This window comes from Bacillus sp. FJAT-53060, assembly GCF_037104745.1.
GTDB lineage: Bacteria > Bacillota > Bacilli > Bacillales > Bacillaceae > Bacillus > Bacillus stratosphericus_B.
Map to the genome: position 1 here is coordinate 1 of NZ_JBAWSW010000003.1, position 23,251 is coordinate 23,251.

Sequence of the window (23,251 nt, forward strand, 5' to 3'; positions counted from 1 at the left end):
ATGGATATCGAAAAATCACAGCCATACTAAAAAGGAGAATGCGTATTAACCATAAAACTGTTCAACGTATCATGCAGAAAAACCAGTGGCAATGCCGTGTTAAAATGAAAAAGCGTAAGAAGAATGGGCAACCCTATGCCGTGGCCGGTAACATACTGGATCGGAACTTTCAATCTGATCGTCCTCTTGAAAAACTAGTAACGGACATCACATATTTGCCTTATGGACAGAAACAATTGTACCTTTCCAGTATATTGGATTTATATAATGGAGAAGTGATTGCTTTTAATATTGGTGATAAGCAGGACACAGACTTTATCTTAAACACACTTGATCAGCTCCCAGCACTGCCTAAGAACTGCGTGTTACATAGCGATCAAGGTTCTGTGTATACATCTTACGAGTATCAGAAAGCTGTTCATATAAAAGGCATTACCATGAGCATGTCCCGTAAAGGGACACCCGCTGATAATGCCTCCATCGAATCGTTCCATTCCTCACTAAAGTCTGAAACGTTCTATCTTAACAGGATTGATCGAACTACGACCACCATCGTAGAACGCACTGTCAAAGAATACATTTATTATTATAACAACATTCTTATTCAAACAAAACTAAACAACCAATCACCGATAAACTATCGGCAATTGGCTGTATAAAGGTGTTTTGATCCCTGTCTCAAAAACGGGGGTCAGTCCCGTCTATAATGGAGGGGGTTTTTTATAGGGAAAACACGGAAACTCATGAGGTATGGTTGAAAAAATGTATGGACTACATATCAACCATAAACGTATGCTACGCACATGTAGTAGACAAAACGAAATGTAAAAGGAGTACTCCTGCATAGCGACCAGAGTTTCCAATATACATCCCGCCTCTACCACTATCTACTCAAAAAATATCAAATGAAAGACAGTATGTCGAGAAAAGGAAACTGTTGGGATAATGCTTGCAAAGAAAGTTTCTTTAGCCATTTTCACAACCATCAACGGTCCTGAAACAACAACCTGAGCCCATATCAATATAGGACTTAGGCCGCTTAGTGTCTTTTAACACTGTCTACTTGACAGGGGTTACTTCAAATTGGCGGGGTTTTTCATTTCTGCCGTTTTAAATTCTCATAGACCTGCTTCAGTGCACCTTCAAATTTCCCTGTTTGCTTTGGTTCATAATATTGCTTATGTTTAAGTGGATCAGGTAAATATTGCTGCTTCACCCATCCATTTTCATAGTCGTGTGGATATAAATAATCAACGCCTCGCCCGAGTGCTGTCGCCCCTTTATAGTGAGCGTCTTTTAAATGAACAGGAACTTCACCAATTTTTCCAGTGTGAATGTCATGCAGCGCCGCATCAACGGCTGTATAAGCCGAGTTTGATTTTGGAGAAAGACATAGCTCAATGACGGCATTGGCTAGCGGAATACGTGCTTCCGGGAAACCGATCCTCTCAGCTGTTTGAACAGCACTTAACACCCGTGGGGGTGCCTGCGGGCTGGCTAAACCAATATCCTCGTAAGCTATCACGAGTAATCTCCTTGAGATGCTTTCGAGATCTCCCACTTCAATCAGTCTGGCTAGGTAATGAAGCGCCGCATCTACATCAGATCCTCTAATGGATTTTTGAAAAGCGGACAGGACATCATAATGAGCATCACCGTTTTTATCATGCAAGAAGCTCTTTTTTTGTAAACATTCTTCTGCTGTGGCCAGGGTGATGAAGATGCTTCCAGTGTCATCAGCTTTTGTCGATAAGACGGCTAGTTCTAGCGCGTTTAAAGCAGAACGCACGTCACCGCCGCACCCGCCTGCAAAATGATTCATCGCTTCCTCATCGACTGTTACCGAATAGCCGCCAAGCCCCCGATGTTCATCCTGTAAAGCTTTTGTTAACGCGACTTTGATTTGCTCTGTTTCAAGCGGCTTTAGCTCAAATATTTGTGTTCGGCTTCGGATGGCGGGATTGATCGCATGATACGGGTTGGCTGTAGTTGCCCCAATTAGAATGATCATGCCATTTTCTAAATAAGGCAGGAGGAAATCCTGCTTCCCTTTATCTAGCCTGTGGACTTCGTCTAAAATAAGGATGACTTGACCGCTCATTTTCGCTTCAGCGGCGACAGCTTCCATATCTTTTTTGTTATGAATGACCGCATTTAATGTGCGAAAGGCAATGCTTGTACTGCCAGCGATCGCAGTCGCAATCGATGTTTTGCCGATGCCCGGCGGTCCGTATAAAATCATTGAGAATAAATGTTTCGCCTCCACCATTCGTCTAATAATTTGACCTTCTCCAACGAGATGCTCCTGCCCAATGATGTCTTCAATATGACTTGGGCGCATCCGATACGCTAAAGGTTTCATGATTATCTCTCCTAAAGCAATGTCTTGTTTGTATAGCGTACCGAAATTTCTTCAAATAGAAAAGGGATGCGTGCTCCTATAGAGCTCAGAACCCACAAATGAAAGTTGGCTGAAAGTATGATATAATTGCTTTTGGTCTATATATCAGCGTATATGAAATCAGCAAAATAATTGATGACATAGAATAGAAAACGCAGAGGTGTTTAACTTGAAAATTTCAACTAAAGGCAGATATGGTCTGACGATCATGATCGAATTAGCCAAAAAACATGGCGAAGGCCCTACATCATTAAAATCAATCGCTCAAAACAACGATTTGTCTGAGCATTATTTAGAGCAGCTTGTATCACCCCTTCGCAATGCGCGTCTTGTGAAAAGTATCCGCGGGGCTTATGGCGGCTATGTTCTTGCTCATGAGCCAAACAAAATCACAGCTGGTGATATTATTCGTGTATTAGAAGGACCTATTAGTCCTGTTGAAGTCATCGAAAACGAAGAACCAGCAAAGCGTGAGCTATGGATTCGTATTCGTGATGCAGTAAAAGAGGTACTAGACAATACAACTCTTGAAGACTTGGCAAGCTATACAGGTGACGGGGATCAAGAGGCGTATATGTTCTATATTTAGATCAGAGGTGTACCGGAAATGGAACGTATCTATTTTGATCATGCGGCCACAACCCCTATGGATCAGCGTATTGTGGACAAGATGATGCCTTACTTTACAGAGATATTTGGCAATCCTTCTAGCATTCATTCATATGGGCGCGAGGCAAGAAAGAGTCTTGATGAAGCAAGAGAAGTGATTGCAGGAGAATTACACTGTAAACCGCAGGAGATCATCCTCACAAGCGGGGGAACAGAGGCAGATAATTTGGCGATCACAGGTGTTGCAATGGCAAGGCAGCATGAAGGAAAACATATCATCACAGTGAAAACAGAGCATCATGCGGTTTTGCATACATGTGAACGGTTAGAGAAGCTTGGATTTGACGTGACTTATTTAGATGTTGATGACACAGGATTGATTTATCTTGATCAATTAAAACAAAAGCTGAGAGATGATACGATTCTTGTCACCATCATGTACGGCAATAATGAAACAGGTGTGATTCAGCCAATCAAAGAAATCGGTGAACTTTTAAACGATCACACTGCTTATTTTCATACAGACGCGGTACAGGCGTTTGGGACAATGCCGATTGATGTAACAGATCTTCATATAAATCTCTTATCTGCTTCTGGCCATAAACTAAATGGACCGATGGGAACAGGATTTTTATATGTCAACGAATGCGTAAAACTTTCTCCGCAGTTATTCGGAGGAGAACAAGAAAAAAAACGCCGTGCTGGCACTGAAAATGTGGCGGGAATCGTTGGGCTGGCAGAAGCTGTTCAATTAACAAAACAAAATAGAAGAGAAAAAGCAGTGCATTATGGTAAGCTCAAAGAAACTATGCTCCAAGTATTCGAAGAGGAATCACTAGATTTCTCTATCAATGGACATCCGAAAGAGACATTGCCACACATTTTAAATGTTCATTTCCCGGGAGTCTCCATTGAATCGTTACTTGTGAACTTAGATATGGAAGGGATTGCTGTTTCAAGCGGATCAGCATGTACGGCTGGATCTGTCCTTCCTTCGCACGTATTAAGCGCCATGTATGGCAAAGAAGCAAAAGAGCTGACATCCTCAGTCAGAATAAGTTTCGGTCTTGGAAATGAAGAGGAACATGTGAAGCAGGCGGCGCATAAGATGGCGGCTGTTGTCAAACGTCTAGCCAAATAAATGCTCCCCTTTGTTCTTGTGTGAGGAATGAAACAGTCAGGCACCTGAAGAACGAAACGCGCACGTTGTTTCATTGAAATTGGAGTTGATGAAGATGACAAAAAGACCAGAAGACACAAGAGTTGTGGTCGGTATGTCCGGAGGAGTCGATTCATCAGTTGCTGCTCTTATATTAAAAGAGAAAGGCTATGATGTGATCGGCATATTTATGAAAAACTGGGATGACACAGATGAAAATGGTGTATGTACAGCAACGGAGGACTATGAGGATGTCATACGCGTTTGTAACCAGATTGGAATCCCTTATTATGCAGTAAATTTCGAGAAGCAGTATTGGGACAAAGTGTTTCATTATTTCCTTGATGAATATAAAGCGGGCAGAACGCCAAACCCAGATGTCATGTGTAACAAAGAAATTAAGTTCAAAGCATTCCTTGAGCATGCGTTGTCACTCGGTGCAGATTATTTGGCAACAGGTCACTATGCCCGTGTCGACAGAACTGGCGATGAAGTCAAAATGCTAAGAGGTCTTGATGCAAATAAAGACCAAACCTATTTCTTAAATCAGCTGACTCAAAAGCAGCTTGATAAAGTGATGTTCCCAATCGGTGATTTAGAGAAAAAAAGAGTTCGTGAATTAGCAAAAGAAGCAGAGCTCGCTACAGCTACGAAAAAAGACTCGACGGGCATTTGCTTTATTGGTGAGCGGAACTTTAAGACATTCCTAAGTCAATATTTGCCTGCACAGCCTGGCATGATGCGGACAATGGACGGAGAAGTAAAAGGTGAACATGATGGACTGATGTATTACACGATCGGTCAGCGTCAAGGACTTGGCATTGGCGGAAGCGGTGATCCTTGGTTCGTCGTTGGGAAGGACCTAGAGCAAAATGTATTGTTTGTTGAACAAGGCTTCCACAATCCACTTTTATATTCTGAACGTATTTCAGCTGTCAATATGAGCTGGACCCGTCCTCATATTGTCGGCGAAAACGGTGAATTAACATGCACAGCAAAATTCAGATACCGTCAAGAAGATCACCATGTGAAAGTCAAAATGACAGGTGAGCAAGAAGCGATGGTCATCTTTGATCAACCTGTTCGTGCTGTCACCCCAGGACAAGCGGTAGTTTTTTATGATGGCGACGAATGTCTTGGCGGCGGTACAATTGACGATGTCTTCAAAGACGGTCATAAGCTGTCGTATGTGTAACATGTTTTAAAAACCTCAACGTCGCTGTTGAGGTTTTTTAATGAAAGGATGATGAAAGCAAATGAATCATAATGAGATCGGCATAGAATCATTAAATCAAGGGAACATCGAAAAGGCAGCGGAAGCTTTTACAAAAGCCATCGAAGAAAGCCCGAAAGACCCAGTTCCATATATCAATTTTGCGAATTTACTTTCAAGTATCAATGAATTTGAACGCGCTTTAAACTTCTTTCAAAAAGCGATTGAACTTGATCACACGGCAGCTGCAGCCTTTTACGGAGCAGGAAATGTGTACACATTAAAAGAAGACTTTATGAAAGCCAAAGACTATTTTGAACTAGCACTAAAAGCTGGAATGGAAAATAGTGATTTGTTTTATATGTTAGGGCAAACACTCATCAAATTAGAGCAGCCAAAGCTTGCGATGCCATATCTTCAGCGGGCAATTGAACTAAACGAAAAAGATAATGAAGCAAGATTCCAATTTGGTATGTGTTTAGCGAATGAACACATGCTGGAAGAAGCGGTTACGACCTTTACCCAAGTGGTCTCGCATGATCCGCAGCATGCAGATGCCTTTTATAATTTGGGGGTTGCGTATGCGTATTTAGAGAAAAAGGAAGAAGCACTTGAGATGCTAGGAAAAGCGATTGACGTGCAGCCTGATCATATGCTGGCACTGCATGCACAAAAGATGATTCAAGACGCAGAATAGACGGAAGGAGGGAAGACCTGTGCAGGAACATCCAGATCAAATGAAGCTTGAGGATGAGCCGTTTTTAAAAGGTACGGTTCAAGCCGTTATTTTCCATAACGAAAGTAATTTATACTCGGTGTTAAAAGTAAAAGTCATTGAAACATCAGAAAACTTAGAGAAAAAAATGGTATCTGTCACAGGGTACTTCCCAGCACTTCATGAGGAGGAAACCTACACCTTTTATGGCAAAGTCACAAGCCATCCGAAATTTGGTGAGCAGTTTCAGGCCACTCATTTTCAAAAGGAAGTGCCAACAACGAAGCAAGGAATCATTCATTACCTGTCAAGTGATTTATTCAAAGGGATAGGGAAAAAGACGGCTGAAGAAATAGTGGAAAAGCTCGGCAATCAGACGCTTCATAAAATGATGCGTGACCCGTCTGTTTTGTATGACGTCCCGCGCCTATCAAAAAAGAAGGCAGATAAGCTGGCGGCAGCACTTCAGGAACATCAAGGGCTGGAACAAATTATGATCAACCTGAATCAATATGGCTTTGGTCCTCAGCTCAGTATGAAGATTTACCAAGTATACGAGAGCAAAACCATGCAGAAGATCGAGGAAAACCCCTATCAACTTGTCAAAGATGTAGAGGGAATTGGATTTATTAAAGCAGATGAGCTTGGCGCTAGAACAGGCATATTAGGAAATGACCCAGAGCGAATTCGTGCAGCACTGCTTTATACAGTGGAGACTGCGAGCCTTCAGGAGGGTCATACGTACATACAAACGAAAGATCTGATCGTCGAAACCCGTAAGTTGCTCAATCAAACAAGTAATGATTACAAAGTGACTGAAATGGACGTCGCCAATCAGATTATTGCATTTGGCGAAGGGAAAGAGATGATCATTGAAGATGACCGTTGCTATCACCCGTCCTTGTTTTATGCGGAGCTAAGTGTTGCTAAACGAATTCAAAAAATCGTCTCCCAAACCGAATATGCAGATCAATTTCCTGAATCAGAATTCCTTCTAGCACTTGGTGAGCTGGAGGAACGGCTAGGTGTCCAGTATGCTCCGACCCAAAAGGAAGCGATTCAAAAAGCGCTTATGTCTCCGATGCTGCTATTAACAGGCGGGCCTGGGACAGGGAAAACAACGGTGATCAAAGGGATTGTGGAGCTTTATAGCGACCTTCACGGTGTATCTCTTGATCCAAGCGATTATAAAAAGGATGAAACATTTCCATTTGTGCTTGCGGCACCAACTGGACGGGCAGCAAAACGCATGACAGAATCAACTGGGCTTCCGGCTGTGACGATTCATCGGTTGTTAGGCTGGAATGGATCAGAAGGGTTCTCACATGATGAGGATCAGCCGATTGAAGGAAAGCTTGTCATCATTGATGAATCAAGTATGTTAGACATTTGGCTTGCAAATCATTTGTTTAAAGCAATCCCTGACCACATTCAGCTCATTATGGTAGGAGATGAACATCAGCTTCCATCTGTCGGACCTGGTCAAGTCTTAAGGGACTTACTCGTGTCACATGCCGTACCAGCTGTTACATTAACAGATATTTACCGTCAGGCAGATGGCTCGACCATTGTAGAGCTTGCACATGATATGAAAAATGGCGTAATACCAAAAGATATTACCGCACGCTCAAAAGACAGGTCCTTTATTCAATGTTCAGCTGATCAAATGAAAGAAGTCATTGAGAAAGTAGTCAGCAATGCTGCTCAAAAAGGCTATTCAGCAAAAGATATTCAAGTACTTGCTCCGATGTATAAAGGGAAAGCAGGCATCAATGAGCTCAATAAAATGCTGCAGCACATTTTGAACCCTAAAAAGCCAAAAGGTAGAGAAATCCCATTTGGTGATGTAGTATATCGGACTGGGGATAAGGTGCTTCAGCTTGTGAATCAGCCGGAGAACAATATTTTTAACGGTGATATTGGAGAAATTGTCTCGATTTTTTATGCGAAAGAAAATACAGAAAAAGAAGACATGGCTGTGATTTCCTTTGATGGACACGAAATCACTTTTACGAAAAAAGATTTTCATCAATTTACCCATGCCTATTGCTGCTCCATCCATAAATCACAAGGTAGTGAATTTCCAATTGTTGTGCTGCCAGTCGTGAGAAGCTATTATCGAATGCTTCGGCGAAATCTTCTTTATACAGCCATCACAAGAAGTAAAAAATTTTTAATTCTTTGCGGGGAAGAATCAGCACTTGAGTGGGGTGTGAAAAATAATGGGGATTCCCTTAGACAAACGTCCTTAACGATGCGCCTTGTCCAAACCGAACAGGTCATGGATGCTGAGCTTGAAGCACTCCAAAAAGAGCTTCCGTTTAGCGTACATGACGCAAATATTGGCATGGAGGGAATTACTCCGTTTGATTTTATGCAAGAGTAAATGGCTTCCTCTTTGGAAGCCATTTCTTCGTATGAGTCATGAAACAAACGCACACGATAAGACTGTTCCGCAAAAGGTGGTTGATCACATTTTGAGAACATGTCGAGAGCTTGAAGGAATACCGATCTATACAGATAAGCTGTCTCATTCACTTGGTTCCATCAAAGATATTTGCTTATTAGCCGGCGGGAGCTGCGGGGGATACATGTTAGATGAAAAAAAAGACTGTGCATTCATTCCGTTCTCAGCTGGCGACAAGCTAACAGACAAAGGTCTATATGTGAGCTGTCAGGAGGGGATCGGTGTGAATTCCTCTACCCCATACTTCTTATTTTCAAAATTAAAAAAGAAAATGCTGCAAGCACCCAATAGTGAAAATTTAGGTATTTTGGAAGATGTATACTTTTGCGCTTATTCGGGCACAATCGTAGCATATGAACTTTCGGACGGCTTCTTTACAGAGCTATCAGGAATTCGAAAACAGCTGTATGCTGCTGGAACCTTGATGAACGTTGAAAAAGAAGCACTAGTTCTAAACCGAACGTAAAGAGGTGCTGATTATGCTCATTTGCCCAAATTGCAAATGTAAAGACATCGGAAAAATTGGGGTCAATCAATATTATTGCTGGAGCTGTTTTATTGAATTGACGCTGTCAAAAGGCACAATATCTACACACCAAGTGGAGGAAGACGGTACACTAAGCAGTTTAGATGATCTGTTTAGTGATGATGAACGGTCAATTCAACTATAAGTGTTAAGGGGGAATTTCGAATGGGAAAAATGACTTCTTCACTATTAACGCTTGGTGCAGGCGCACTAGCATATCACTTTGCAAGTCAATATGATATGCCATCTAAGCGGGATATGAAAAAGCTAAGAAAACGTGTTATGCGAATGCTTTAAACAAAATGGACATCCACTATAAGCGGCGGATGTCCTTTCATTATTTCTGTACTCTAATCGGCGTGCAAGTAAGGATAAGCGGAAATTAACAGCTAACAGTGATTTTGGATGGATCTGTATGTTTTATGTGTTTTCATTACAAAGTTAGGACAAATTTTATTTACATGGATAATTGCAGGAATTGGTTAAACAATAAGAAAAGAGGTGAAATAGGTGAAGAAACGTCCGATCCAGTTTCTGATATATGCTGCAGGTGTATTGCTTGTCCTTGCATCCTTACTCATTTTGGTTCAGCTCGACGAGTTATGGATGCCTATTTTTTTATTGCTAAAAGCTGTTCTCATTCCACTTCTCATCGCCATTTTTATTTCTTATTTGCTTTATCCAATTGTTGAAAGACTGCATGGGCGAGGCTTGCCAAGAACAGTCAGTCTCTTATTGATTTATGTGCTGTTTTTTGGAGGAATCGGTTTTGCGGTCTATAAAGGAGCACCAGTGATGATCACGCAGTTAAATGAACTGTCAGAGCAAATTCCTGTGCTTGCCGAAACTTATAATGGCGCTTTATCTCATATTCACCGTCATACAAGCCATTGGCCTGACGGGCTGAATGATCGGCTTGATCGATTGATCGTCCAATCCGAGACGTATGCAGCAAATGGAGCGGAGCGGATGATTTTAAGCTGTAAAGTATTACTTGATTACGCATTGGTGGCAGCACTCATTCCTTTTCTTGTGTTTTATATGGTGAAAGATATGAATACAATGAAACGGGCAGCATGGTACTTAACTCCGCCAAGATTTCGGAAGAGGGGACATGCATTTGTGAAAGCAGTTGATGATTCTCTTGGTGATTATATTAGAGGGCAATTGCTTGTTTGTTCATTAATTGGGGGAGCAGCAGCTATCGTTCTCTGGCTATTTCATATCCCTTATCCGCTTGTACTAGGTATGCTGATTGGAGCAACGAATGTGATTCCGTATTTTGGGCCTATTATTGGTGCAATTCCGGCTGTATTTATTGCTTTTACCATCTCGATAAAGTCGGTCATCATTGTTCTGATCACAGTGGCTGTGCTGCAATTTTTTGAAAGTAGTGTCCTCAGTCCGTTGATTGTTGGAAGAAGTCTGCATATGCATCCTGTTATCATTATGCTTGTTTTGCTCGCAGGAGGAGAGCTATTTGGGTTAATTGGTATGATTTTAGCCGTACCATCCGCCGCTATTATCAGGGTGATCATTCTCCAATACATCCACATGAGACGAAGCGTTCATTGACAAGACGAGCCGAGTTGTCTATAATAATTTCGATTCATACATATTGAATTCAATGACGGACCCGAGTACGTTAAAAAGCTGTTGCAGAGAGAGGCTTTATTTTGCTGAGAAAAGCCTTATCAGACCTTTAACGGAAGCTAGTCCCGAGTGCAGATAAACACTGCCGCTCTTATCCGGCGTTATCGGATGTGAAGGTGATAGACGAACATGTCTATAATCAGGGTGGTACCGCGAGAGCATCTCGTCCCTGTGTAAGTAGTTTTATGCTTGCATAGGGGGGGATGTTTTTTCGTTTGTGTGAGATTGATGAAATGAAAAGGGAGGATTTTTGAATGAAAACTTTAACTTCTGCTCAAGTACGTCAAATGTTTTTAGACTTTTTTAAAGAAAAAGGACATGCTGTAGAACCGAGTGCGTCCCTCGTGCCGCATGACGACCCAACACTTTTATGGATTAACAGCGGGGTAGCCACATTAAAGAAATACTTTGATGGCCGTGTGGTTCCTGACAATCCGCGTATTTGTAATGCGCAAAAGTCCATTCGTACGAACGATATTGAGAATGTTGGGAAAACGGCCCGCCATCATACGTTCTTTGAAATGCTTGGCAACTTCTCTATTGGTGACTATTTTAAAGAAGAGGCAATTGATTGGGCATGGGAATTCTTAACGAGTGACAAGTGGATTGGTTTTGACCCGAATTTGTTATCTGTTACTGTACACCCAGAGGATGAAGAAGCGTATATTCTTTGGAGAGATAAAATTGGTGTACCTGAAGAACGCATCATTCGCCTTGAAGGAAATTTTTGGGATATTGGCGAGGGACCAAGTGGACCCAATACGGAAATTTTCTATGACCGCGGTGAAGCATACGGTAGCGATATTAATGATCCGGAATTATATCCAGGGGGAGAAAATGAGCGTTATTTAGAAGTGTGGAATCTCGTTTTTTCTGAATTTAACCATAATCCAGATGGTACTTACACACCACTACCGAAGAAAAACATTGATACAGGGATGGGGCTTGAACGAATGGTATCTGTCATTCAAAACGTCCCTACGAACTTTGAAACAGACCTATTCATGCCAATTATTCGTGCGGTGGAAACAATCACTGGAGAAAGCTATGGAGAAACGAAGGAAAAGGATATATCATTTAAAGTCATTGCTGACCACATTCGGACTGTTGCCTTTGCCGTAAGTGATGGAGCGCTTCCTTCCAATGAAGGCCGTGGATATGTATTAAGACGTTTGCTGCGCCGTGCTGTGCGTTATGCAAAAACCATCCATATCCACCGTCCATTTATGTATGATCTTGTACCAGTTGTCGCTGAGATCATGAAGGATTTCTATCCAGATGTACAAGCAAAAGTAGAATTTATTGCGAAAGTGATCAAAAATGAAGAAGAACGTTTCCATGAAACACTGAATGAAGGGTTAGCCATTTTGTCAGAAGTGATCAAAAAAGAAAGAGATAAAGGCAGCTCCCAAATTTCAGGTCAAGATGTTTTTAAGCTTTACGATACATATGGATTCCCTGTCGAGCTGACAGAAGAATATGCAGAAGACGAGAACATGACAGTCGATAGAGATGGCTTCCAAGCGGAGATGGAGAAGCAGCGTGAACGTGCAAGAAATGCAAGACAAGATGTCGGCAGTATGAAGGTTCAAGGAGGTGCTCTAGGTGATATTAAAGTAGAGAGTACCTTCGTTGGTTATGAAAATTTAACTACGACATCCCGGATCATTGAATTACTTCAAAATGGTGAAATGGTTGCAGAAGCACATGAAGGAGACACGGTGCAAATCTTATTAGATGAAACTCCTTTTTATTCAGAAAGCGGCGGACAGGTTGCAGATAAAGGGATATTAAAAAGTGCAGAAGCCATCATTGAAATTAGAGATGTGAAAAAGGCGCCAAATGGTCAGCATGTCCATGAAGGATTGGTCGTAAGCGGCACGGTCCAAAAAGGATTTGAAGTGATTGCTGAAGTGAAATCAGCTCTTCGAAAAGGCATTGTGAAAAACCATACAGCGACTCATCTCTTGCATCAGGCGCTGAAAGATGTATTAGGCAGCCACGTGAACCAAGCAGGCTCTTTGGTGAATGAAAACAGACTTCGCTTTGATTTCTCTCATTTTGGACAAGTGACAAAAGAAGAATTGTCACAGATTGAAAAAATCGTAAACGAAAAGATTTGGGAAGGTATTTCTGTTGCAATTGACTTAAAACCTATTGCTGAAGCAAAAGAAATGGGCGCAATGGCGTTGTTTGGCGAGAAGTATGGCGATATTGTCCGCATTGTCCAAGTAGGCGATTACAGCATTGAGCTATGCGGCGGCTGCCATGTGCAAAATACTGCGGAAATCGGTCTGTTTAAAATTGCATCTGAATCGGGTATTGGTGCTGGAACACGCCGTATCGAGGCTGTAACTGGTAAAGGCGCCTATAGAGAATTAAATGACCAGCTTGCTATTCTAGAGAAGGCGGCTAGCGAGCTTAAGTCAAATACGAAAGATGTACCAAAACGAATCGTATCATTACAGGAAGACTTAAAAGAGGCTCAACGAGAGAACGAATCTCTTCTTGCGAAATTAAGTCAGGCAGAAGCAGGCTCTATTTTAGAAAAAGTAACAGATGTTGGCGGAGTAAAAGTGTTAACTGAAAAAGTCAATGCTAAAGACATGAATCATTTAAGAACAATGGTAGATGACTTAAAAGCGAAATTAGGGTCAGCTGTCATCGTACTCGGAGCGGTTCAAAATGGAAAAGTAAACATTTCAGCAGGTGTGACAAAAAACGTCATCGAAAAAGGTCTTCATGCAGGGAAGCTTGTCAAGCAGGCAGCAGAAATCTGCGGTGGAGGCGGAGGCGGCCGTCCAGATATGGCTCAAGCAGGTGGAAAACAACCAGAAAAGCTTGAAGAAGCACTGGCAACTGTGAAAGAATCTGTCAAATCCGTTTTATAATCTGTCAATGTAGTGTAGAATAAGGTATTAGATGAGCGGTTAGAAAAAAGCTTGCTAGTCGAATGTTGGAAGAGAGGTGCAAGAAGCAGTGAGTTCATTTGATAAGACAATGAAGTTTAACTTCTCTGATGATTCAGCTGAAACCAATGTGAATGAAGTGCTCATCACAGTTCATGACGCACTTCAAGAAAAAGGATACAACCCGATCAATCAAATTGTCGGATACTTGCTGTCAGGCGACCCTGCTTATATTCCAAGACATCAGGATGCACGCAACCTAATTCGTAAACTAGAACGAGACGAATTAATTGAGGAATTGGTTAAATCGTACTTAGAGACACATAAAGAGGCGTAAACATGAGAATTTTAGGCTTAGATTTAGGCACGAAAACCCTTGGTGTTGCGATCAGTGATGAAATGGGATGGACAGCACAAGGGATTGAAACAATTAAAATTGATGAAGCAGGCGGAGACTTTGGTCTCAGTCGCCTGTCTGACATCATTGCGAAATACGGGGTGGATAAAATCGTCCTTGGCTTTCCTAAGAATATGAATGGTACGGTCGGTCCAAGAGGAGAGGTTAGCCAATCATTTGCGAAAGTGTTAAAAAACACGTACAATGTTCCTGTTGTGCTTTGGGACGAGCGTCTGTCTACGGTGGCAGTAGAAAAAATGCTCATCTCAGCAGATGTGAGCAGACAAAAGCGTAAAAAAGTCATTGATAAAATGGCGGCTGTCATGATCCTCCAAGGGTATTTAGACAGTTTAAATTAAAATGAGGTGAATCAAATGGAACACGGAGAAAAGCAAATTACAATCGTTGATGATAATGGAAATGAACAGCTTTGCGAAGTACTATTTACTTTTGAAAGCGACCATTTTAACAAATCATATGTTCTTTACTACCCAATTTCTGAGCAAGACAACGAAGAAATTGAAATCCATGCATCAAGCTTCACACCGAACGAAGACGGCGAAGATGGCGAGCTAGAGCCAATTGAAACTGATGAAGAGTGGGACATGATTGAAGAAACGTTAAATACGTTCTTAGATCAAGAAGACGCAGAATAGAACAAACAAAAGGCCTGTGAACATGATCTGAGTGATCTTTTTCACAGGTCTTTTTCACATCTTTTATGTTAACTTATTTCATTTTTTTGTTGACATATATAACTGGAACTTTTACTCTATTTTTATCAAAGAATCCAATGAGGGGCATGAATGTTGAAAATTCAAGATATGATGCAAATGGCGTTAATGACTGCAGTTATGGGGATGTTAGGATTGATCCCGCCTATTTTACTTACGTTTACACCTGTACCGATCACGTTGCAAACCGCGGGTCTTTTGCTTGCAGGGGGTCTGTTAAAGCCAAAACAAGCGCTAATCAGTTTACTTCTTTTTCTTCTGATTGTAGCATCAGGCGCTCCGCTTTTGTCTGGAGGGAGAGGCGGGATGAGTGTCTTTTTTGGGCCAAGCGGCGGCTTTTTACTTGCTTATCCAGTAGTTGCCTTTATGATTAGCCTGTGGCTGAATCGGCTGAAAAAAGTAACTGCTTTGCGTCTTTTTATGATATATGCCGTATGCAGTATCAGTATTTTGTATTTATGCGGCATTCCCTTTCAGGCCATGATGATGCAAATAAAGGTCACACAAGCAGCACTGCTCAGTTTGATTTATATACCAGGTGACCTTATCAAAGCTGGAATGTGTGCTGTTTTCACGGTAAAAATCATCCAAGCGATGTCCTATGGAAAAAGGGACATACATCAAGGGAGGCGAGTGGTTTGATCAAAATAACTGAAAACTATGCGGCTCATGCAAACATCAAGCCTGATCATATCGCTATCATAGATGAAAAAGAGAGCATCACCTATCAAGAATGGCATGAGCGTGTGGAGACATCAGCACAGTGGTTAAAAGAAACGGCTCATCAGCAAAAAAGAGTCGCTTTTTTATTATCAAATGGTGTTCCGTTTCTACAAATGTTTGCTGGCGCTGCTGCCGCAGGCTGGACAGCCGTTCCTCTTGACCCGAGATGGCGTCATGTAGAATGTGTAGAAAAGCTCTTGTTAAGTCAATCAGATCTAGTCATTATTGACGATCGATTTATGAAAAGATTTGAAAAGAACAAGTTAGACATGCCTGTGTTTTCTTTATCTGAATGGGAAGAAAGAATGAACCTGATGACAACCGTTCAAACGAACAAACACGATACCAAGGAAGACCCTGTCTTTTATATGGGATTTACTTCAGGATCAACTGGATCGCCCAAAGCCTTTATCAGGCGTCAGCATTCATGGATAGAGAGTTTTCAAATGACGGCCTCTGCCTTTGGAATCACTCATAAAGATCATGTTCTCATTTTAGGCACACTCTTATCCTCTCATTTTTTATATGGTGCCATTAGTACACTTTACTTTGGAGGCACAGTGACATTGCTAGAGAAATTTTCTCCAGTAAAAGGAAAAAAAGTTTTAGAGAGAGAAGGCATTACTGCTATTTATACTGTCCCTACAATGACAGAGTCTTTACTGAAGATTGATGCTTTTGGAGACCATCCACTTCTAGTCATATCATCCGGGGCGGATTGGGGAATCTCTTCAAAAAAACAACTAGTCACCAACTATCCCCACGTCACATTTTTTGATTTCTATGGGACATCAGAGTTAAGCTTTGTCTCCTATTTATCTTCAGACGACTTTCTGCAAAAACCTCATTCTGTCGGACGTCCTTTCTCTACAGTTCAAGTTGAAGTGAGAAGTGCTGACCAAACCATATGTCAGCCATATGAAACAGGCAGAATTTATGTGAAAAGTCCGATGTCTTTTTCGGGCTATTTACACGAGGGAAAGCCGCCACAGGAGTGGCTCACAGTCTATGATATGGGGTGGCTGGACGAAGATGGATATTTGTATATGAGCGGCCGGGAAAATGGCATGATCGTCTATGGAGGACTTAATATTTTTCCAGAGGAAATCGAGCGTGTGCTAAATAAGCAGCCGGAGGTAGAGCGGTCAATCGTGATTGGACTCCCTGATCCTTATTGGGGTGAAATCCCTGTTGCCATTATTGAAAAGGTTCAGCAGACGAAAACCATTCGGGAAGCGGTTAAAGAAAAACTAGCGTCTTACAAAGTACCAAAAAAATGGCTGGTCATCGACCAAATGATTGAAACATCCGGCGGAAAAATTGCACGTGCTAGCATGAAAAAGTGGGCAGAGGAACAATTGTCATGCAAGCAGTCATAGTTCAAGCAAAACGAACACCCTTTGGCTACAAAAATGGATGTCTAAAGGATTATCGACCAGAGCATTTAGCAGCTCCCCTCATTCAGCATTTGTCGCAGGCGATGAAACCAGATGACGTGATTTTAGGCAATGTGGTAGGGGGTGGCGGAAACATTGCCCGTCTGTCTTCATTAGAAGCAGGCCTTTCTGTAAACATTCCGGGCATGACCATTGATAGGCAATGTGCCTCTGGCCTTGAAGCGATCAGAACAGCTTGTGTAATGGTTCAATCGGGGGAGGGTTCGATGTATATTGCTGGAGGGACTGAAAGCATTTCCGGATCTCCAATGAAAGAAAGAGCCCGCTTTTCTCCGGAATGGTTAGGAGATCCTCATATGGGAGAAGCGGCAGAGCTGACTGCGTCGAGATTTTCTGTCACAAGAAAAGAACAAGATGACTATGCGCTTTTAAGCTGGGAAAGAAGTATAGACGCATTCAAGCATGGAACATATTCGGAAGAGATTGTCCCAATTGGCGGGAAGAGCGCAGATGAAGCGGCGGCTAAAATCAGACCGATTGAAAGCCTGATGAAGCGAGCGAAGCCTGTCTTTTTACCAGCAAAAGGGACGGTGACCGTGACCAATAGCTGCAAAGAAGCAGATGGCGCAGCCGCAGTCGTTGTCATGGGAAGAACTGAAGCAGAGGAGAAAGGCTTAAGGCATATGTTACGTTATGTCGGAAGTGCTGTGACGGCAATGCATCCGCATTATCCTGCTGCCTCACCGATCGATGCCATCAAGAAGCTCTTACATCAGGAGCAGATGAAGATTGAGGATGTGGCGCTTTTTGAAATCAATGAAGCGTTTGCGCTGAAAGTGGCGCTTATTGCCCGGACTTTAGGTATATCTTATGACCGGATCAATAGAAGAGGTGGTGCCCTTTGCCTTGGGCATCCATACAGCGCATCGGGAGCTGCTATGATGGTGAGGTTATTTTACGAAGCTCGCGCCTTACCGAAAGGAAGCTATGTCGTGGCTGCCATTGGCAGCGGAGGTGGTGTTGGTTTAGCCGTGTTATGTCAAGTTCTGTCATGAGATGCATGAGCAAGTAATTGCCGAACTCCGTCGAATCATGTACTATAAAAGCTAGATGTGAGGAGGGCCATGCATGTTTTCAGAACAAAAGAAACGACCATTTTTCAAAAGAAAAATGGGGATCGTCCTGTTATCAGTAATTGCTGTCATCATCATTGCAGCATTATCAGGCTTGATATATGTTAAATCAGCACTCGGACCGGTCGATCAAAAAAGCAAACAAACGATTAATATCCATATTCCAAATGGAACTTCTGTCCGTGAGATTGGGGGCATTTTAAAAGAAAATGGGCTCATTTCGAATGACACGATTTTCACTTATTATGCAAAATACAAAAATGCTTCCGGCTTTAAAGCAGGATACTTTCATTTGAACCCAACAATGGACGCCGACCAGCTCATCCAAAAGCTTACCTCTGACGGTACTGATTATGCCTTTCAGCTTGTGATTCCTGAAGGAAAACAGCTGTCTGATATTGCAACGATTATTGCAAACCAGACGGATTTTTCAGCGAAGGAAGTTGAAGAGATGCTAGATGATCCAACTTTTATCAAAAAATTGATGAAAAAATACCCGAAAACGGTGACATCACAAGTGGAAGAGAAACAGGTCAAGCATCCGTTAGAGGGATATTTATTCCCTGCTACGTATCCGTTTTATCGTGAGGATGAATCTCTCGAAACGATCATAGACACGATGATTAAACAAACGGATCAATACGTCAAAATGTATGAAAAGGACATGAAAAAGAGAAATATGTCCATACACGATATGTTAACGATGGCATCACTGATTGAAATGGAAGCAACAGAAAAGGCGGATCGGGCAAAAATCTCAAGTGTGTTTTATAACCGCTTGAAAAAGGATATGCCGCTTCAAACAGATCCAACGGTTCTTTATGCACTTGGTGAGCATAAATCCCGCGTCTTTTACAAAGATCTCAAGGTGAAATCTCCTTATAATACGTATACAAATAGAGGGCTGCCTCCTGGACCAATTGCAAATGCTGGTGAATCCTCTTGGAAAGCAGCACTGCATCCAGAGAAAACGGATTTTGTTTACTTCCTTGCAAAGAAAAACGGAGAAGTCGTGTTTACCAAAACGTTAAATGAGCATAACAAAGCGAAAGAGAAATACATCACAGGCAGCAATTAACGCATGTGAGGGAAAAAGACTGTAGACAATAGCCAGATTGCCTGCAGTTTTTTCGTTGCAATCCCCATTTTATAGGTTCGCAATTACCACGTCTTTGTGGTAAAATATATCGGGTTGTTTTTACTTAGATGAACGAAAGATTGACGAGAAAGAGAGCTGCAGGCAAGCAGGACTCTTCTTTTTCAGGTCATGAAGGAGCTAGACATATAATGACACTCGAAGATGATCAAATAAATGCTTATATTGAAAACTTAATTCCATCAGGTCCTGATGCAATCGTTCAATTAGAGGCATATGCCAAAGAGCATCATGTTCCAATTATAGAAAAGGTGAGCATCGAGCTCTTACTGCAACTGCTCTCTATGAAAAAACCGAAGAAAATTCTTGAAATTGGGACAGCGATTGGCTATTCGGCAATTAGAATGGCTACAGCTCTGCCAGATGCAGAGGTTTACACGATTGAGAGAAATGAAATACGCTATGAAGAAGCGATACGGAACATTGCAGAATTACAGTTAAAAGAAAGAATACATGTGTTCTTTGGTGATGCCATGGAGTCGGCTAAAACTGTTCAGACGATGGCGCCATATGATGTGATCTTCATTGATGCGGCAAAAGGGCAGTATAAACGCTTTTTTGAGCTGTTTGAGCCTATGCTGGCAGATAACGGAATGATTATTACGGACAATGTATTATTCAAAGGTTTAGTAGCGACAAATTATGAAGAAGAAACTGAAGATAAACGGAAAAAACAATTAATTGGAAAAATTGATCGATATAATCAATGGCTAATGTCAAACTCTGACTTCCAAACGTGTATCATTCCGGTTGGAGATGGGATCGCTATAAGTACAAAAAGAGGTGACCAATCATGAAAAAACCAGAATTGCTTGTGACGCCAAGCAAGGTGTCGGATATCCTGCCATTAATCGAGGCTGGCGCTGACGCATTTTTAATAGGCGAACAAACATACGGTATTCGTCTTACAGGCGAGTTTTCAAGAGAAGATGTGGAGCAAACGGTTCAGCTTGCGCATGCTCATCATAAAAAAGTGTATGTAGCCATGAATGCAATTTTTCATAATGACCGTGTTCAACTGCTTGGAGATTATTTAACCTTTCTCGATGCATTAAACGTGGATGGTGTCGTCTTTGGAGACCCAGCAGTGATCATGGCTGCAAAGGAAACAGGTGTGAGCCTGAATCTTCACTGGAGTACAGAAACGACTGGGACAAACTATTTCACTTGTAACTACTGGGGCAGAAAAGGCGCAACGCGTGCTGTTCTTGCCAAAGAGCTGAATATGGATAGCGTGATCGACATCAAAGAAAACGCTGAAGTGGAGCTTGAAATTCAAGTTCATGGCATGACTTGTATGTTCCAATCGAAACGTTCGCTGATTGGTAACTACTTTGAATACCAAGGCAAACAAATGGATGTGGAAGGCAGAAATATGGAGGAAGGATTATTCCTTCATGACCAAGAGCGTCAAAACAAATACCCTATTTTTGAGGATGCAAACGGCACACATATTATGAGTCCAAATGATGTGTGTATGATTGATGAATTAGAAGAGTTTGTCGACGCAGGCATTGACTCATTTAAAATTGACGGAATGTTAAAGTCACTTTCTTATATGATAGAGGTGACGTCTTTATATAGAAAAGCAATTGATTTGCTTACGACTGACAAAGAGGCCTATGAAGATCAGAAAAATGATTGGGTGAAACGTATTGAAGACATTCAGCCAGTCAATCGTTCGATTGATACAGGATTCTTCTTTAAAGAAACGGTTTATTAACATAAGAGGAGGAACAGGAAATGGCACTTTTAAAGGATGGAATTTCTGAAATGATCGACGGAAAACGTGTCATTACAAAAAAACCAGAGCTGCTTGCACCAGCAGGAAACCTGGAAAAGCTGAAAATTGCTGTACATTACGGAGCAGACGCCGTCTTTATAGGAGGGAAAGAATTTGGACTTCGCTCAAATGCAGATAACTTTTCAATCGAAGAAATGGCAGAAGGCGTGGCATTTGCAAATCAATACGGTGCTCGTATTTATGTGACAACGAATATCTTCGCCCATAATGAAAACATGGACGGGCTAGAAGAATACCTTCAAGCGATTGAAGGCGCTGGTGTAGTGGGAATTATTGTCGCTGACCCGCTGATCATTGAAACGTGCAAACGTGTGGCACCAAAGCTGGAAGTCCACTTAAGCACGCAGCAATCTCTTTCAAATTGGAAAGCTGTTCAGTTTTGGAAGGAAGAAGGACTTGAGCGTGTGGTGCTTGCACGTGAAACAAGTGCGCTAGAAATTAGAGAAATGAAAGAAAAGGTCGATATTGAAATCGAAACGTTCATTCACGGTGCAATGTGTATTGCTTATTCTGGTCGATGCGTGCTCAGTAACCATATGACAGCGAGAGATTCTAACCGCGGAGGCTGCTGTCAATCTTGCCGCTGGGATTATGACCTTTATAAACTAGAAGGGTCTGAAGAATCACCATTATTCGGTGAAGAAGACGCACCATTTGCTATGAGTCCAAAAGACTTAAAGCTTGTTGAATCCATTCCTCAAATGATCGAGATGGGGATTGACAGCTTAAAGATCGAAGGACGGATGAAATCGATTCATTATGTGGCAACTGTTGTGAGTGTGTATCGTAAAGTCATCGATGCCTATTGTGCAGACCCAGACCATTTTGTCATTCAGCAAGAATGGTTAGATGAATTAGACAAATGTGCAAACCGTGACACAGCACCTGCCTTTTACGAAGGAGTACCAGGAACGGATGAACAAATGTTTGGTATTCATGGAAAGAAAACAACATTTGACTTCGCAGGTCTCGTTCTTCATTATGATGAAACAGAACAAATGGTGACATTGCAGCAGCGTAACTTCTTTAAAGCTGGCGATGAAGTCGAATTCTTTGGCCCAGAAATTGAGAATTTCACATGCAAAATCGATACCATTTGGGACGAAAAAGGAAACAAGCTAGATGCCGCCCGTAATCCACTGCAAATCGTAAAATTTAAGCTTGATCAAAAAGTATACCCTAGCAACATGATGAGAAAGGGGAAATAACAGGCCCATGGGGAGAAAACCAGTGGTGATTGGGATCGCTGGCGGCTCGGGTTCAGGGAAAACGAGCGTCACCAATTCTATCTATGAAAAATTTAAAGGACATTCGATCCTCATGCTTCAGCAAGATTTATATTACAAAAATCAAAGTCACATGCCATTTGAAGAGCGCTTGCTCACGAACTATGATCATCCGCTTGCATTCGACAATGACCTGATGATTGAGCATTTGGAACAGCTGCTAAGGTACGAATCCATTGAAAAACCAATTTATGATTTTAAACTAAATACACGTTCAGAAGAGACTGTACATGTTGAACCAAAGGATGTCATCATCGTTGAAGGCATCTTTGTGCTTGAAGATGAACGTCTTAGAACCTTAATGGATATTAAACTGTATGTGGATACAGATGCAGACCTTCGGATCATTCGCCGTATTTTACGTGATACGAAAGAAAGAGGCCGGTCTATTGATTCCGTGATTGAACAATACGTATCTGTTGTGAGACCGATGCATAATCAATTCATTGAACCGTCAAAACGATACGCCGATATTATCATCCCAGAAGGCGGCCAAAATCATGTGGCAATTGACCTCATGGTGACAAAAATCCAAACGATTCTTCAAAACCGAGCAGAGTAAACGGTGATGAAGAAAAAGACCTTTACATTTTAAAGGTCTCAGCGTGTAGACAAACCCTCGCATTCGTTGTCAGCCCTGCGTGCATGTGCTCACGAATCTAAAATTTGCTCCGCTCCAGTACTCGTCCTTCCTAGACTTCAAAGGTTTTCAATCACGCTGAAAAGAAGACAAAGGGCTTAAAATAAAGATCATTTTAGCCCTTTGTCAACACTCTAAGCCCCTTACATTCTAAAGGTCTTTTCAGGATCTTACAATACAGTCACGAAACTTGTCTTAACACGTTTTCAAACAATTCTTGATCAAAATGAAATTTTGTAATAATATAACATAGACATATCGTACACTGACCATATTATGTATTGGAAGATGGAGAATGGATAAACTATTCTTCTACATATGATCGAAAT

The 23,251-nt window shown here is 41.7% G+C and carries 23 protein-coding genes, 1 pseudogene and 1 other annotated feature; of the genes and pseudogenes, 23 read left to right on the forward strand and 1 reads right to left on the reverse strand.

Going from position 1 to position 23,251, the window contains the following annotated elements:
• Both WAX46_RS02225 and WAX46_RS02230 read left to right on the forward strand, forming a co-directional pair.
• A partial coding sequence (locus WAX46_RS02225) for an IS3 family transposase (RefSeq protein WP_336493294.1) occupies positions 1 to 659 on the forward strand: 659 nt, incomplete at its 5' end.
• Positions 660 to 833: 174 nt separating this feature from the next.
• A pseudogene (locus tag WAX46_RS02230) lies at positions 834 to 968 on the forward strand (IS3 family transposase); the annotation flags it as partial.
• Positions 969 to 1,096: 128 nt separating this feature from the next.
• On the opposite strand, the gene WAX46_RS02235 reads toward WAX46_RS02230, so the two are convergent.
• Entirely contained in the window at positions 1,097 to 2,362 is a 1,266-nt protein-coding gene (locus WAX46_RS02235) for a replication-associated recombination protein A (protein ID WP_226568032.1), read from the reverse strand.
• Positions 2,363 to 2,570: 208 nt separating this feature from the next.
• Between WAX46_RS02235 and cymR the strand changes: the two genes are divergently transcribed.
• The 21 genes from cymR (at position 2,571) to udk (ending at position 22,844) form a co-directional block, all read left to right on the forward strand.
• Positions 2,571 to 2,990, forward strand: a complete 420-nt coding sequence (cymR, locus tag WAX46_RS02240; RefSeq protein WP_226568031.1) for a cysteine metabolism transcriptional regulator CymR — start codon at positions 2,571 to 2,573, stop codon at positions 2,988 to 2,990.
• 18 nt (positions 2,991 to 3,008) lie between these two features.
• Positions 3,009 to 4,151, forward strand: coding sequence for a cysteine desulfurase family protein (locus WAX46_RS02245; RefSeq protein WP_226568030.1), 1,143 nt, complete (start codon positions 3,009 to 3,011; stop codon positions 4,149 to 4,151).
• A 94-nt stretch (positions 4,152 to 4,245) separates the two neighbouring features.
• On the forward strand, positions 4,246 to 5,364 hold the full coding sequence (gene mnmA, locus WAX46_RS02250; protein ID WP_226568029.1) for a tRNA 2-thiouridine(34) synthase MnmA: 1,119 nt from the start codon (positions 4,246 to 4,248) through the stop codon (positions 5,362 to 5,364).
• Between the two features lie 61 nt (positions 5,365 to 5,425).
• Complete coding sequence (locus WAX46_RS02255; protein ID WP_226568028.1) at positions 5,426 to 6,079, forward strand: tetratricopeptide repeat protein; 654 nt, start codon at positions 5,426 to 5,428, stop codon at positions 6,077 to 6,079.
• Between the two features lie 19 nt (positions 6,080 to 6,098).
• Positions 6,099 to 8,483: an SF1B family DNA helicase RecD2 gene (gene recD2 / locus WAX46_RS02260; RefSeq protein WP_336493295.1), complete on the forward strand. Its 2,385-nt coding sequence runs from the start codon at positions 6,099 to 6,101 to the stop codon at positions 8,481 to 8,483.
• 31 nt (positions 8,484 to 8,514) lie between these two features.
• A complete protein-coding gene (locus WAX46_RS02265) occupies positions 8,515 to 9,030 on the forward strand; it encodes a prc-barrel domain-containing protein (RefSeq protein WP_336493296.1) in 516 nt (171 codons plus the stop codon).
• Positions 9,031 to 9,043: 13 nt separating this feature from the next.
• Complete coding sequence (locus tag WAX46_RS02270; RefSeq protein WP_336493297.1) at positions 9,044 to 9,235, forward strand: hypothetical protein; 192 nt, start codon at positions 9,044 to 9,046, stop codon at positions 9,233 to 9,235.
• Positions 9,236 to 9,255: 20 nt separating this feature from the next.
• A complete protein-coding gene (locus tag WAX46_RS02275) occupies positions 9,256 to 9,387 on the forward strand; it encodes a YrzQ family protein (protein ID WP_226568718.1) in 132 nt (43 codons plus the stop codon).
• Positions 9,388 to 9,600: 213 nt separating this feature from the next.
• Positions 9,601 to 10,665 (forward strand): AI-2E family transporter, encoded by a 1,065-nt coding sequence (locus WAX46_RS02280; protein ID WP_336493298.1) that lies wholly within the window; start codon positions 9,601 to 9,603, stop codon positions 10,663 to 10,665.
• A 43-nt stretch (positions 10,666 to 10,708) separates the two neighbouring features.
• Positions 10,709 to 10,917: a binding site (T-box leader), on the forward strand.
• A gap of 80 nt (positions 10,918 to 10,997) precedes the next feature.
• Entirely contained in the window at positions 10,998 to 13,634 is a 2,637-nt protein-coding gene (alaS, locus tag WAX46_RS02285; protein WP_336493299.1) for an alanine--tRNA ligase, read from the forward strand.
• Positions 13,635 to 13,722: 88 nt separating this feature from the next.
• The gene (locus tag WAX46_RS02290; RefSeq protein ID WP_008358522.1) at positions 13,723 to 13,989 is read left to right on the forward strand and encodes an IreB family regulatory phosphoprotein; all 267 of its coding nucleotides are present in this window, start codon (positions 13,723 to 13,725) and stop codon (positions 13,987 to 13,989) included.
• 2 nt (positions 13,990 to 13,991) lie between these two features.
• Positions 13,992 to 14,408 carry a Holliday junction resolvase RuvX gene (ruvX, locus tag WAX46_RS02295; RefSeq protein ID WP_226568725.1) on the forward strand — a complete coding sequence of 139 codons (417 nt, stop codon included), beginning with the start codon at positions 13,992 to 13,994 and terminating at the stop codon, positions 14,406 to 14,408.
• Between the two features lie 15 nt (positions 14,409 to 14,423).
• A complete protein-coding gene (locus tag WAX46_RS02300; RefSeq protein ID WP_226568727.1) occupies positions 14,424 to 14,705 on the forward strand; it encodes a DUF1292 domain-containing protein in 282 nt (93 codons plus the stop codon).
• A 150-nt stretch (positions 14,706 to 14,855) separates the two neighbouring features.
• Entirely contained in the window at positions 14,856 to 15,425 is a 570-nt protein-coding gene (locus tag WAX46_RS02305) for a biotin transporter BioY (RefSeq protein WP_226568729.1), read from the forward strand.
• Entirely contained in the window at positions 15,425 to 16,885 is a 1,461-nt protein-coding gene (locus tag WAX46_RS02310) for an acyl-CoA synthetase (protein ID WP_376776449.1), read from the forward strand. Before WAX46_RS02305 ends, WAX46_RS02310 begins: the two co-directional genes overlap by 1 nt.
• Positions 16,870 to 17,958, forward strand: a complete 1,089-nt coding sequence (locus WAX46_RS02315; RefSeq protein WP_336493300.1) for an acetyl-CoA C-acyltransferase — start codon at positions 16,870 to 16,872, stop codon at positions 17,956 to 17,958. The genes WAX46_RS02310 and WAX46_RS02315 overlap by 16 nt, the downstream gene beginning before the upstream one ends.
• Positions 17,959 to 18,031: 73 nt before the next feature.
• Positions 18,032 to 19,114 carry an endolytic transglycosylase MltG gene (gene mltG, locus WAX46_RS02320; protein WP_226568736.1) on the forward strand — a complete coding sequence of 361 codons (1,083 nt, stop codon included), beginning with the start codon at positions 18,032 to 18,034 and terminating at the stop codon, positions 19,112 to 19,114.
• 209 nt (positions 19,115 to 19,323) lie between these two features.
• Entirely contained in the window at positions 19,324 to 19,989 is a 666-nt protein-coding gene (locus WAX46_RS02325; RefSeq protein ID WP_226568738.1) for an O-methyltransferase, read from the forward strand.
• Positions 19,986 to 20,915 carry a peptidase U32 family protein gene (locus tag WAX46_RS02330; protein ID WP_226568740.1) on the forward strand — a complete coding sequence of 310 codons (930 nt, stop codon included), beginning with the start codon at positions 19,986 to 19,988 and terminating at the stop codon, positions 20,913 to 20,915. Before WAX46_RS02325 ends, WAX46_RS02330 begins: the two co-directional genes overlap by 4 nt.
• 20 nt (positions 20,916 to 20,935) lie before the next feature.
• Positions 20,936 to 22,204 (forward strand): peptidase U32 family protein, encoded by a 1,269-nt coding sequence (locus tag WAX46_RS02335; RefSeq protein ID WP_336493301.1) that lies wholly within the window; start codon positions 20,936 to 20,938, stop codon positions 22,202 to 22,204.
• A 7-nt stretch (positions 22,205 to 22,211) separates the two neighbouring features.
• Positions 22,212 to 22,844: a uridine kinase gene (gene udk / locus WAX46_RS02340; protein ID WP_226568743.1), complete on the forward strand. Its 633-nt coding sequence runs from the start codon at positions 22,212 to 22,214 to the stop codon at positions 22,842 to 22,844.
• Positions 22,845 to 23,251: the final 407 nt, after the last annotated feature.

Bases quoted from the DNA above. Each gene is read 5' to 3' on its own strand.
- WAX46_RS02335 (WP_336493301.1), top strand. From the start codon at position 20,936: ATGGCACTTTTAAAGGATGGAATTTCTGAAATGATCGACGGAAAACGT.
- WAX46_RS02330 (WP_226568740.1), top strand. From the start codon at position 19,986: ATGAAAAAACCAGAATTGCTTGTGACGCCAAGCAAGGTGTCGGATATC.
- WAX46_RS02325 (WP_226568738.1), top strand. From the start codon at position 19,324: ATGACACTCGAAGATGATCAAATAAATGCTTATATTGAAAACTTAATT.
- alaS (WP_336493299.1), top strand. From the start codon at position 10,998: ATGAAAACTTTAACTTCTGCTCAAGTACGTCAAATGTTTTTAGACTTT.
- WAX46_RS02245 (WP_226568030.1), top strand. From the start codon at position 3,009: ATGGAACGTATCTATTTTGATCATGCGGCCACAACCCCTATGGATCAG.
- WAX46_RS02235 (WP_226568032.1), bottom strand. From the start codon at position 2,362: ATGAAACCTTTAGCGTATCGGATGCGCCCAAGTCATATTGAAGACATC.
- ruvX (WP_226568725.1), top strand. From the start codon at position 13,992: ATGAGAATTTTAGGCTTAGATTTAGGCACGAAAACCCTTGGTGTTGCG.
- WAX46_RS02270 (WP_336493297.1), top strand. From the start codon at position 9,044: ATGCTCATTTGCCCAAATTGCAAATGTAAAGACATCGGAAAAATTGGG.
- mnmA (WP_226568029.1), top strand. From the start codon at position 4,246: ATGACAAAAAGACCAGAAGACACAAGAGTTGTGGTCGGTATGTCCGGA.
- udk (WP_226568743.1), top strand. From the start codon at position 22,212: ATGGGGAGAAAACCAGTGGTGATTGGGATCGCTGGCGGCTCGGGTTCA.
- WAX46_RS02275 (WP_226568718.1), top strand. From the start codon at position 9,256: ATGGGAAAAATGACTTCTTCACTATTAACGCTTGGTGCAGGCGCACTA.
- WAX46_RS02300 (WP_226568727.1), top strand. From the start codon at position 14,424: ATGGAACACGGAGAAAAGCAAATTACAATCGTTGATGATAATGGAAAT.
- mltG (WP_226568736.1), top strand. From the start codon at position 18,032: ATGTTTTCAGAACAAAAGAAACGACCATTTTTCAAAAGAAAAATGGGG.
- WAX46_RS02305 (WP_226568729.1), top strand. From the start codon at position 14,856: ATGTTGAAAATTCAAGATATGATGCAAATGGCGTTAATGACTGCAGTT.
- WAX46_RS02265 (WP_336493296.1), top strand. From the start codon at position 8,515: ATGAGTCATGAAACAAACGCACACGATAAGACTGTTCCGCAAAAGGTG.
- WAX46_RS02315 (WP_336493300.1), top strand. From the start codon at position 16,870: ATGCAAGCAGTCATAGTTCAAGCAAAACGAACACCCTTTGGCTACAAA.
- WAX46_RS02255 (WP_226568028.1), top strand. From the start codon at position 5,426: ATGAATCATAATGAGATCGGCATAGAATCATTAAATCAAGGGAACATC.